We start from the raw sequence: 11,815 nt of genomic DNA, 5'->3' as shown, positions 1-11,815 counted from the left end.
GCGACTTGAGCTTCAGCTTGCTTTACTCCTTCTTGAGCTTGCGCTACTGCTGCGATCGCTGCGGTTACGCCTTCCTTGGCTTGGGCTAACCTGGCTCTAGCTTGGGCAATTCCTTGTTGGGCTGCGGTGGTTTGGCCTTGGGCGACTTCGTAGGCGGCTCTCGCTGCGTCTAATTGCTGGCCGGCGATCGCACCTTCTTGCTGCAAACTTTCGTACCGTTTATAATCTGCTTGCGTTTTCACAAGATTAGCTTGCGCTTGCACTAACTGAGCTTGCGCTGCGGCAATTCCGGCTTCGGCTTCCGTCACTTTAGCTTGAGCTTGGGGAATTCCGGCTTCTGCTTGGGCGACTTTCGCTTGCGCTGCGGGTACGCCGGCTTCAGCTTGAGCGACAGCAGCTTCGGCTGCGGGTACGCCTTGTTGGGCTTCCCTAATTGCTGCTTGGGCGGTGGAAATGCCAGCGTTGGCGGTGCCGATATCTCCTTGGGCTTGGGCTGTTTTACCTTGGCTGGTTTGAGAGGCTAGGGAAATATTCGCTTGGGCTGCTTCGGCTTGGCGGCGGGCGTTTTCTAAGGCTGCTTGGGATTGTTGCAGTTTAACTTGGTAGTCGCGGGGGTCGAGTTTGATCAGCAGTTGGCCCGGTTTTACTTGTTGGTTATCTTCTACTAAGACTTCGCCGACTGTACCGTTGATGCGGCTGCTGACTTGGTGGATGTGTCCGGCTACTGTGGCATTTTCGGTTTCTTGGTGGATGGAGGCGTATTGCCAATAATTGTAGCCAAAGCTGCCCGCGGCGATCGCCCCGATGCCCAGCGCTGCTAAAATTATCGCTTTCGGGGCTTTTTTCTTCGGTGTTTCCGGCGCCGGCAGGGGTGCTTGGATTTCTGTTTCTGGGCTGGTTTTGAGTTCGGCGGGGGCGCTGACTTCTGTTTCTGGCGCGGGGATTACTGGTAGGCTTTTTGCTATGGTGTCGTCGATCGGCTTTTCTAAGAGGGCTACTGCTTTGCCTTTGCCGTTACCGTTGAATTCTTCTGGGTTGATTTCGTTTGTGCCTTTCATGGTATTTGACTCCTGATACTTTAGTAAGATGTCGTTTGTTTAGGGTACGTAGTTTTTATTTAGTAAGACTGCTTGTTTTAAGAGTGCGTAGTATTTTTGAGTTGTTTTTAATGTAGTTGAGGTAGATGCTGCTGCGCTTCAGTCGAAAGAGCTATTTGTTGGCGGTTTAGGAAAGATTGACGATCGCCCGATCGATCAATTGGGAGAAGAGTTCTCGATCGGCTTTGGAAATGCCAGTCATTGACTTCTCTCGGATCTCCGCCACCAGCGGTGGCAGCACGTCTTGCAGTTCCCTGCCTGCATCCGTTAGCCAAATTCGCCAAATCCGCCGATCGCGCGTGTCTCTCTCGCGGCGGACTAAGCCTCTTTCTTCCATGCGATCGAGCACGCCTGTGAGTGTACCGCCTACCTGTTGCAGTTTGTCGCCAATGCTGGAAGTTGGCAAGCCGTCTTCTTGCCACAAGCAGCACAGTACCAACCAGTGAAATGGTGTCAGCCCAAATGGTTCGAGTATCTCTTGCAACCTGCGAGTCCCTAGCTGCCCTAGCAGTTTGATGCGGTAGCCCAGGCTGTAGGGGGCGAGAACGTCGTGCCACCTAGCTAGATATTTGCGATCGACTGTGGATATAGTAACCATCGGCTTATTACTTAGCGTTCGTATTATTAGTGTAAGATGTTATTTGGGAGCTGTCAAGGGGCGATCGCGGATTTTCGGTCATCGGATTTGAGATTTGAGATGGAGTCGGCAGCAAGTAAGTCAGTATAATGAGGGCGATCGCCCACGCTCGATCGCAAAAAACAGCTAAATTTTCGTCAAACTTGTTTGGATTTCTTAATTATTCCTAAAATAGGAAGCTCAAAGTTGCGATCGCACTTTATTCTAGTCCCAGGAAATCAGTACACCAAGTTCAATAATACCGACGATAATAATTTGTTCTATTCCTATATAATTTAGTCTCTCAAGGAGTGATTAATGTGATGTGCGAAGAGCAAAGAAAAAAATTAGATCAAATCATTCAGCAATTAAAGAACGCCCAATCCGAGGTGCAAGAAGCCTACGAAACAACAATGATGAGTGATGCCAAATGGGCCGTGTCTAGCCTGTGTGATGATTTAAAAAAAAATGAGTCGATCGATCCGTCTATAAAGAGCCAGCTCATGCCTTATTTTGAAGCCGCTCATTCAGCTATTCTTAGTTCTGAATCAACGCATAAACGAGCCGGAATCTGTGGTGACAAGCTGAATGAAGCAGAGTCTTGCATAATAAAAATACTGAGTAAACTCTGAAGAGAATGATTTAAAATTGGATCAGGCGAGTCCCGGAAAGTCCATCCTGGGGAATCTGTTTACATTTCTTAATTATTAGTAAAATAAGAAGAGTAAAGTTACGATCGCACATCGCACGTTATGCCACTCCAAGGAAATCAGCGCACCAAGTTAGACGACACCGACGACAATCTGTTTTATTCCTATCCCCGGTTTGTGACGCACGTAGACGAGGGATTCATTCAGCAACTAACCGACTTGTATCGGGAACGCCTGAAACCGAATACTCGGATTTTTGATATGATGAGCAGTTGGGTGTCTCACTTGCCCGAGGAAATGGAATTTGCTCATGTCGAAGGACACGGCATGAATGAAGAGGAGTTGGCAAAAAATCCCCGACTGAATCATTATTTCGTGCAGAATTTGAACGCAAATCCTAAATTGCCACTGCCCGATTCAGAGTTTGACGCGGTTGTCAACTGCGTTTCGGTGCAGTATTTGCAAAACCCGGATGCGATTTTTGCCGAGATGCACCGGATTTTGAAGCCGGGGGGCGTCGCAATTATCAGTTTTTCCAACCGGATGTTTTATCAGAAAGCAATTGCGGCTTGGCGGGAAGGTTCGGAGGGCGATCGGGTAAAATTAGTCCAGGGTTACTTTGATTCCGTCAAAGGAGCGAATATACCCGGATTTAGCAAGCCGGAAGTAATTGCTAAACAGTCTAGCTTGCCGAGTTTTATGCAAATGCTGGGGATGGGAGGCGGCGATCCATTTTATGCGGTAGTTGCTTACCGCCAAAGTTAGGATTTTTTTAAATGTTTGTAGTGAGGACTTTAGTCCGCTGATTTTTTTGAGCACTAAAGTCTTTACTACAAACCGAGCTAGAGTTACGCTCTCTCTTAGAATATATTTAACAGTGGCTCCTAAAACATGGACAACCAACTTTTGCAACGCATCACACTCGATCCAAATATCTGTCACGGAAAACCCTGTATTCGCGGTCTCAGATATCCAGTAGAGTTGATTCTTGAATTACTTAGTTCAGGTATGAATGCTAAAGAAATTATAGATGATTATGATGATTTAGAACATGAAGATATTCTAGCTGCTTTGCTATTTGCAGCACGGCTGACTCAAGTGAAAAGCATATATCGAGTATTAGTGTAATGAAGTTTTTGGTAGATGCACAATTACCAGTACGTCTGGCACGCGTTTTGCAATCTGCTGGTTGCGATACTATTCATACTAAGGATTTACCTCGACTCAACGCAACTCCCGATTCAGAAATTAACTTGCTTTCAATGCAAGAAAGCAGAATTGTTATCACCAAAGATCGAGATTTTCTCGATTCATTTCTGATTAGCCAGCAACCTTACAAGCTGTTAATATTGACGACTGGCAACATAAATAACAACCAACTTATAGACTTATTTGTGAATAATTTGCCGCATTTGGTTGAAATGTTTGAGGAACATTCATTGATAGAAATGAATCGCGATACAATTGTAGTTCACCAGTAATAATTAAGTAGGTAAAACCTTGATATGAAACCATATCAGCAAATAGAAATTGACGAATGCGGCGAGCCTTTAGTCCCAATTCCACCAGAAGATTTTGCCTTTGAAATTCCGCACCCTTATCAAAAGTTGGGTGCTCCCTATCACAACAGCAAAGCAGATTCACCTTACTATTTGCGGCAAGGAGTTGTAGATAGTTTAGTAGCAGCTCAAACTCAGCTACAGCAAAATCATCAAAATTGGAAAATTCTGATATTTGATGCTTATCGACCCGTGGAAGTCCAGCAATTTATGGTAGATTATACTTTCAATCAAATTGCCGTAGCTCAAGGCTGCGAATTTCCGGTTTCCGAAGACAAACGCCAAGTAATTATAGAACACGTGTATCAATTTTGGGCTGTGCCGAGCCTCGATCGCACGACGCCTCCTCCTCACAGTACAGGCGCAGCTTTAGATGTAACTTTAGTCGATGAACATAATCGACCAATTGATATGGGTTCTCCGATTGATGAAATATCAGAACGTTCTTATCCCGATTATTTTGGTAATAGCAAGGACGCGCAACAACAGCAATACCACCTGCACCGGCAAATATTGAAAGATGCGATGATAGCTGCTGGTTTTGAGCAACATCCTAACGAGTGGTGGCATTTTTCTGTGGGCGATCAGATGTGGGCGTGGTTGACAAATAACAAGAATAGTGGTAGTCAAGTTATCGCCCGATACGGCCGCTATTAAACCATTTTAGATTTGAGACGACTGAATGCTCGATCGCTATAAATCATTTGGATTGCAACCGCTAAGATATAGCAGTGGACAGTTGACAGTTGCAGAACGGGAATCAAATCATTGATGCAGAACGGGAATCGACTCTATTCATGAAGTTATTTATGTCTTCACCCATGTGGCGGTTGCTATACTGAAAACCTTCTTGATTCCTGAAACCCCTGCTTTGATTACTTCTTCCTTCTGTCAACTGTCAACTGTCAACTGTCAATTGTCAACTGTCAATTGTCAACCGTCAATTGTCAACTGTCAATTCTTCCTTCTTTTGGGTCAGCTATTGCCAGCGGGGTAGCCGTGCTTTAAAATTAACGAGAGCTAACAAGTGCAGGCAAATCAAGCCAGCACCGCAAACTCTAAAGGATAACTTAGATTTCACCAATGAAAGCACTCATCCTCTCTGGCGGCAAAGGAACACGCTTGCGTCCCCTCACCTATACGGGTGCTAAGCAGTTGGTTCCTGTGGCAAATAAGCCTATACTGTGGTACGGAATTGAAGGCATTGTGGCGGCTGGGATTACGGATATCGGGATTATTATTAGTCCTGAAACAGGTGAAGAGGTGAAGGCGAAAACAGGAGATGGCTCTCGCTTCGGTGCAAAAATTACTTATATCTTACAATCAGAGCCGGCGGGACTCGCTCATGCAGTAAAAATTGCGAGACCATTTTTGGGTGATTCTCCATTTATTATGTATTTAGGAGATAACTTAATTCAGAGTCAGCTAGATCCGTTTTTAGAGAATTTTAATAAGCAAAAACTAGACGCTCTAATTTTGCTGCGCCCAGTTCCCAATCCCAGTGCTTTCGGTGTAGCAAAGGTTGATGAGAATGGGCGAGTTTTACAGTTAGTAGAAAAACCCATAGTTCCGCCGTCTAATTTAGCACTGGTGGGGATTTACTTTTTTGCTCCTACTATTCACGAGGCGATCGATCAAATTCAACCCTCGCCCCGCGGGGAACTCGAAATTACTGATGCTATCCAACAGCTAATCAATCAAGAAAAACACGTAGAAGCCTGCAATTTAGATGGTTGGTGGTTGGATACCGGGAAAAAAGATGATTTGCTGAGTGCAAACCAAATCATTTTAGATAGCTGTATTGTAGCTTCAACTGAATTAAAAGTAGATGCCAAAAGTCAAATTATCGGGCGAGTGCAAGTAGGGGAAGGTAGTGAAATCATTAATTCTACAGTTCGCGGGCCTGTGGTAATTGGGGAAAATTGCCGCATTGAAAATTGCTTTATCGGGCCTTACAGCAGTATTGCCGATCGCGTGACGATGGTTGATGCTGATATCGAACACAGTGTAATATTGCAAGGGGCGAAAATTGTTGGCATTCACCAGCGAATTGTTGACAGCGTGATCGGACAGCGAGCTCAACTCACAAATGCGCCGCCGCGTCCTAAAGCGTTGCGGTTTATGATTGGTGATGACAGTCAAATCGAGTTAGTATAACTTAGGATTTGCACTATTCTCGTAGCGGCAATTTACCCGATGGTGCGCGTTGCTACGTCTACGAGATGGTGCCCCTCGGCGCACCATAAATTTAAAGGAGGCGGAAGATTGCAGTACGAAGAAATACCGACTCAACAAATTATAGATAAACTGCGGCAAACTTTGGAGCCGCGAATTGGTATTGCTGAGTTGTCGCTGTCGGAAAGACCAAATAGTGCGATCGCCCAAAATGAAGATGACGAAGACATTGCCCTTCTCAAAGCGGGCTTTGACATTTATAACATTCCAATTACATCTTACCAAAGGCGGCTCGGTTCCGCAGTCATCGCCGTCAGAAAAATTGTCCGAAAATTGCTCAAGCCCGTACTAGACAGACAAGTAATTTACAATTTCGCCAATACCCGCGTCGTGCAAACCTTGAGCACACAGTTGCAAAAATTGCAAGAAAATCAACAAACTCTAGAGAAAAAACTTACATCGGAATTCAGCAGCGGGTTTCCCGAAGTGACAGCGCAGCTTGAGAGTCAACAACAGGCGATCGCAAATTTTCAGTCTGAAGTAGAGCAAATCAAAGCAGTACAGCAGCAACATACTGCTATTTTAGAGGAGATTACTGCTCAATTGGGCGATCGACAACCATAAAGCATCAAAGATGACTACACTTCCTATATGCTCATTTATTATAGTTAACTATAATGGTCTGCGCCACACCAAAGACTGCTTGAAATCCCTACAAAAACTTGCGTATCCAGAATCACAACTCGATTTAATTGTAATTGATAATTGCTCTCAAGACGATTCGGTTAATGCTTTGCGCCAACTGTTTCCAAAAGTTCGCATTTTTGTGAATACCGCCAACAACTTTGCCAAAGCCCTCAACCTCGGCATCAGCGAAGCAAAAGGGCAATACATCGGCTTTCTCAATAACGATGCAACGCTTGACAGTCACTGGCTGGAAATATTAGTTAAACGCCTAGAAACTGACAATAAAGTTGGTGCAGCTAGTGGCAAATTGCTGTTTAAAGACGGGCGAATCAACAGCGCGGGCATTCAGCAATTACCTAATTTTTATTGGCAAGATGTCGGTTTTGGCGAAAAAGATTCGGGACAATATAATACAGAAAGGGAAGTAGAAGGGCTTTGTTGGGCGGCGGTGCTTTTCCGCAGGGAATGTCTGGAAGATGTCGGGCCGATCGATGAAGATTTTGTGATGTATTTTGAAGATGTAGAGTTTTCCAAACGCTGCCAAAAACGCGGTTGGAAAATGCTTTATACTCCCGCAGCTATCGCCCATCACGAGTATCGAGGATCGAGTAAAGGTAGCAAACTCACCGAGTATTTCTGCAACCGCAATCGATTTTTGTATTTGGCGAAACACGAACCTCTGCAATTAGTGAAATCGATTCATACTTCGGATTTTTTTAGTAACAAGCAGTACGATTTGCTGTTCGAGAGTTTGTTTTTCGCGATTAAAAAACTGCTAGATTATCAGAAACCGGAAATCGTCGCAGCGGTACTGCCGCAGTTGACGGAAAAGTTGGCGGTGATTTACAGTAGAATGAAGGTCGATCGCATTTTACCTCGATTGGAGGTGGTTAGGGGCGATCGCAAAATGTCGATCGCAATTTACGATCACGGACTGCATTTTATCGGCGGCGGGCAAAAATACGTCGCTACCATCGCCTCGCTGCTGCAAAATGAATTTGACATTACTTTTATCGCCAACAAACCCGTGGCTGTTTCCGACTTAGAATCGTGGTACGGGCTTAACCTTTCAGGATGCAAAGTTAAGATTATGCCCTTGGCGTTTTACGAGAAACGTGGAATGCAGTGCATCGATTCCAGTATCATCGCTGAGGATATGGAAAATCCCTTTGATGAAATTGCCAGAGAAAGCAAAAATTACGATATTTTTGTCAACGCCAACCAACTCGAAAAAGTCAAACCGCTGTCGCCGATATCAGTATTTTTCTGCCACTTCCCGAATACTTTTCGCAACCGTCATTTTGCTGTGGATGATTACACTTTTATTATTGCCAACAGTCAATTTACTGTCAAGTGGTTGGAGAAACGTTGGAATTTGCAACCAACTTTTATGCTGTATCCGCCCGTGGAAATGGCTACAGCTAAAGTGTCGAAGGAAAAGATAATTTTAGCTGTGGGACAGTTTGAAGCTGGAGGAACAAAAAAGCAAATTGAACTCATCCAAGCTTTCCGCAGTTTGCTAGTAAATTATCCAGATGAACTTCAAGGATGGCGGCTGATTTTAGCGGGTAGCAGTGTTCCGAAAAATCCTTATTTAAAGACGGTTCAGAATTTGTTGAAGCAGGATTCAAGGGCGATCGAACTTAAAGTCAATGGTTCCTTAGATGAGGTAAAATCGCTTTATGCTAAATCGAGTATATTTTGGCATGGCTGCGGTTTGGGTGAAGTCAATCCCCAAAGGTTTGAGCATTTTGGGATGGCGACTGTTGAAGCAATGCAAAACTGTTGTGCTCCGATCGCGTTTTGTGGCGGTGGACAACCGGAAATTGTCGAACACGGGCGATCGGGCTTTTTGTTCAATACGGTTGAGGAACTTTGCCGCTATTCACATCAACTAATTGCTCATCCCGATTTGTTAGCAGAACTTCAAGCTGGTGCACAGCAACGCAGTCAGAACTTTAGACTCGCACCTTTTGAACACAAAGTCAAGAGTTTTTTTGAGATTATTCACCAGGAATATGCTACAATTCGGCTGCCAAATCCAGGCGAGATTGCTCAAATACTCGATCGACCTTAAGCATACAGATATAGCTGTGGGTAAGGACGTGGCAGTGTCTGTTAGTGTTAAGTTAAGCCTCGATCCCCCCTAGCCCCCCTTAAAAAGGGGGGGACAAGAGTATTCTCAAAGTCCTGCTTCTTAAAAAGGGACAAAAGTATTCTCAAAGTCCCCCTTCTTAAGGGGGATTTAGGGGGATCTGGACTCAGATGCGAACGATAAATACAAAAGTTTTTGATCGTAAGTTGACACCAATGGGCGAAGCGTAGCGGAGGGAGTGCCATTTCCCCACAGATATCGCCGAAAATCGACTTGATTTGATATCAAATATCGACTAATCACAAGTTTATTTTTACTCAAAACGTGTCCAATAAACTGTTAATAAATTTATCCTTTCTAACTCCCGAACCCACGGGAATCGGAACTTATGCAGCTAATCTTTTCCCGCAACTGCAACAGCTAGAACCAACATTACTTACGTCCCAGAAAATTCAGAATTATAGTTGCTATCAAATCCCCGATAACATCACACCGGATCGAGGGCCGAAAGGACAAATTAACAGACTACTGTGGACTCAATTTAAATTGCCTAAAATCTACGACAAATTGCTGTCAAGCCTAATATTCTCGCCAATTCCCGAAGCACCTTTATATTCCAAATGCCGCTACATAGTTACGGTTCACGATTTAATTCCTTTGCGATTCCCCCAAAAGTTATCTCGGCTGACAGCTTATTTCCGCTACTACATACCCCAGGTTTTGCGACAAGCCGAACATATTATTTGCGATTCTCAAGCAACGGCGACAGATGTTGCTAACTTTTACCAGATTTCGCGTCAGAAAATGACCGCAATTCCCCTAGCTTGTGATAATATTAATTTTCGCTGTCTCGACTTGCCAGCAAAAAATTATTTTCTTTATACCGGCAGACACGATAGTTACAAAAACTTGGAAAGATTAATTGCTGCATTTGCAAGTTTAGCCGATCGCACAAACTACGAACTTTGGCTAGCCGGGCCTCCCAACGCCTACACGCCGCAGTCGATCGCACAAGTAGAACAATTGGGTTTACAATCTTTGGTAAAGTTTCTCGGTTACGTTCCCTACTCGCAATTGCCCGTACTGATGAATCAGGCGATCGCCCTGGTGTTTCCCACACTCTGGGAAGGATTCGGCTTGCCGATTTTAGAAGCAATGGCCTGCGGTACACCAGTCATCACTTCCAACCTGTCATCGATGCCAGAAGTAGCCGGAGATGCGGCATTATTAGTCAATCCCTACAGCGTCGGAGAAATAGCCGCAGCCATGCAAACAGTAGCCACAGATTCAAAAGTGCGATCGCACTTAAAAAAATCTAGCTTAGCGCGATCGGCCGAATTTAGCTGGCACAAAACCGGACAAGCAACCGCCAACATCTTACAACAATATCTTTAAATCCTCCTTCTCTTCCTCTCTGCGCCCTCTGCGCCCTCTGCGGTTAATCAAAAAAAATCCCAACCAACGCCCTCTGCGCCCTCTGCGGTTAATCAAAAAAAATCCCAACCAAAAACCGCAATCCTCATAAATCTTACAACAATATCTCTCAATCCTGCCTCTCTCTATTTTCTCTCTCTGCGCCCTCTGCGCCCTCTGCGGTTAATCAAAAAAAAATCCCAATCAAAAAACCGCAATCCTCATATTATTCTATGCCAAATCCCCAATCCAACCTACTAATTAATCTCTCCTTCCTAATTTCCGAACCAACCGGATTAGCCATCTATGCTAAAAACCTATTTCCCCACCTAAAAACCCTCAATCCAACCTTACTAACAGCCCAAAAATTTCCCAATAATAACTGCTACGAAATCCCAGCGAACCTCACACCAGAACAAGGAAGCAGAGGACACATCAACCGATTGCTGTGGACACAAACCCAAATTCCCAAAATTTACAAACAGCTAAAATCTAACCTGTTATTTTCCCCAATTCCAGAAGCTCCTCTATTTGCAGGTTGTCGGTATATAATTACAGTACATGACCTAATAGCCCTACGATTTCCCCGCCGCTTCGATCCTTTGGCGGTTTATCACCGTTACTACATTCCCCAAGTATTGCGGCAGGCTGAACATATCATCTGCGATTCCGAGTCAACCGCCAATGATATTACTAATTTTTGTAAGATTCCAAGTTCTTTAATTACACGAATTTTTCCCGGCTACGATACCAGTTTTTTTAAGTTTCTAGACTTACCAACTAGCAATTATTTCCTGTATATGGGCCGCCACAATCCCCATAAAAACGTCCAGCGAGTTGTAGCAGCGTTTGCGGCTTTACCTAATAATTCCGAGTACGAATTGTGGATAACGGGATCGGAAGATAAACGCTATACGCCGCTGCTGAAGGCCCAGGTTCAAGAATTGGGATTGTCCGATCGCGTAAAATTCCTAAATTACCTCCCCGCGGCTGATTTGCCGAAAGTCATCAACCGGGCGATCGCCCTTGTATTCCCCAGTCTTTGGGAAGGATTCGGTCTGCCGGTGCTCGAAGCAATGGCCTGTGGCACTCCTGTCATCACTTCTAACCTATCTTCGATGCCCGAAGTCGGGGGGGACGCAGCATCGTTAGTCAATCCGTACAGCGTCGCAGAAATAGCCTCTGCTATGCACGAGCTGGCAATAGATACCAAAGCTCGATCGCACTTGCGGGAACTCGGTTTGGCCCGATCAAAACAGTTTAGCTGGGAAAAGACAGGCGTGGAAACTGCTGCTATTCTCGATCGATACAGTTGACAGTTGACAGTTGACAGTTGACAGTTGACAGTTGGAAGAGGAAAGAGGGAAGAGTTGGGGAGCATCTCAGTTTTGTAAAAAGCATTTTTTTTCTTGTAGTGCGAGCGTCCCGCTCGCGTATTGTAAAATACGCCAGCGGGGATGCTCGCACTGTAAATGCAAAACTGAGATGCTCCCAAGAGTTGACAGTTGACAGAAGCAAGACTG

Annotated in this window: 12 protein-coding genes; 10 read left to right on the top strand and 2 right to left on the bottom strand. The window is 44.8% G+C overall.

Annotated elements, in window-relative coordinates; translation table 11 throughout:
- The coding region (locus JGK20_RS29305) for a biotin/lipoyl-binding protein (protein WP_293233105.1) at positions 1-1,058 on the bottom strand (1,058 nt) is incomplete at its 3' end.
- A gap of 166 nt (positions 1,059-1,224) precedes the next feature.
- A complete protein-coding gene (locus JGK20_RS29300; RefSeq protein ID WP_293197375.1) occupies positions 1,225-1,695 on the bottom strand; it encodes a MarR family transcriptional regulator in 471 nt (156 codons plus the stop codon).
- A 338-nt stretch (positions 1,696-2,033) separates the two neighbouring features.
- Between JGK20_RS29300 and JGK20_RS29295 the strand changes: the two genes are divergently transcribed.
- The 10 genes from JGK20_RS29295 (at position 2,034) to JGK20_RS29250 (ending at position 11,608) form a co-directional block, all read left to right on the top strand.
- Positions 2,034-2,345 (top strand): hypothetical protein, encoded by a 312-nt coding sequence (locus tag JGK20_RS29295; protein ID WP_293203532.1) that lies wholly within the window; start codon positions 2,034-2,036, stop codon positions 2,343-2,345.
- Positions 2,346-2,465: 120 nt separating this feature from the next.
- Positions 2,466-3,128: a class I SAM-dependent methyltransferase gene (locus tag JGK20_RS29290; RefSeq protein WP_293197373.1), complete on the top strand. Its 663-nt coding sequence runs from the start codon at positions 2,466-2,468 to the stop codon at positions 3,126-3,128.
- 126 nt (positions 3,129-3,254) lie between these two features.
- A complete protein-coding gene (locus JGK20_RS29285; RefSeq protein WP_293182898.1) occupies positions 3,255-3,491 on the top strand; it encodes a DUF433 domain-containing protein in 237 nt (78 codons plus the stop codon).
- The gene (locus JGK20_RS29280; protein WP_293182896.1) at positions 3,491-3,844 is read left to right on the top strand and encodes a DUF5615 family PIN-like protein; all 354 of its coding nucleotides are present in this window, start codon (positions 3,491-3,493) and stop codon (positions 3,842-3,844) included. The genes JGK20_RS29285 and JGK20_RS29280 overlap by 1 nt, the downstream gene beginning before the upstream one ends.
- A gap of 24 nt (positions 3,845-3,868) precedes the next feature.
- Positions 3,869-4,579: a M15 family metallopeptidase gene (locus JGK20_RS29275; RefSeq protein ID WP_293193268.1), complete on the top strand. Its 711-nt coding sequence runs from the start codon at positions 3,869-3,871 to the stop codon at positions 4,577-4,579.
- A gap of 426 nt (positions 4,580-5,005) precedes the next feature.
- Positions 5,006-6,079, top strand: coding sequence for a glucose-1-phosphate thymidylyltransferase (locus tag JGK20_RS29270; protein ID WP_293182892.1), 1,074 nt, complete (start codon positions 5,006-5,008; stop codon positions 6,077-6,079).
- A gap of 108 nt (positions 6,080-6,187) precedes the next feature.
- Positions 6,188-6,721, top strand: a complete 534-nt coding sequence (locus JGK20_RS29265; RefSeq protein WP_293233103.1) for a hypothetical protein — start codon at positions 6,188-6,190, stop codon at positions 6,719-6,721.
- Positions 6,722-6,731: 10 nt separating this feature from the next.
- Positions 6,732-8,861: a glycosyltransferase gene (locus JGK20_RS29260; RefSeq protein WP_293233101.1), complete on the top strand. Its 2,130-nt coding sequence runs from the start codon at positions 6,732-6,734 to the stop codon at positions 8,859-8,861.
- Positions 8,862-9,203: 342 nt separating this feature from the next.
- Entirely contained in the window at positions 9,204-10,274 is a 1,071-nt protein-coding gene (locus JGK20_RS29255) for a glycosyltransferase family 1 protein (RefSeq protein ID WP_293233099.1), read from the top strand.
- A 251-nt stretch (positions 10,275-10,525) separates the two neighbouring features.
- A complete protein-coding gene (locus JGK20_RS29250) occupies positions 10,526-11,608 on the top strand; it encodes a glycosyltransferase family 1 protein (protein WP_293233097.1) in 1,083 nt (360 codons plus the stop codon).
- Positions 11,609-11,815 lie beyond the last annotated feature (207 nt).

It is taken from the genome of Microcoleus sp. PH2017_05_CCC_O_A (assembly GCF_020738785.1).
Taxonomy (GTDB): domain Bacteria; phylum Cyanobacteriota; class Cyanobacteriia; order Cyanobacteriales; family Microcoleaceae; genus Microcoleus.
This window is presented reverse-complemented; position numbering and strand designations above follow the sequence as displayed.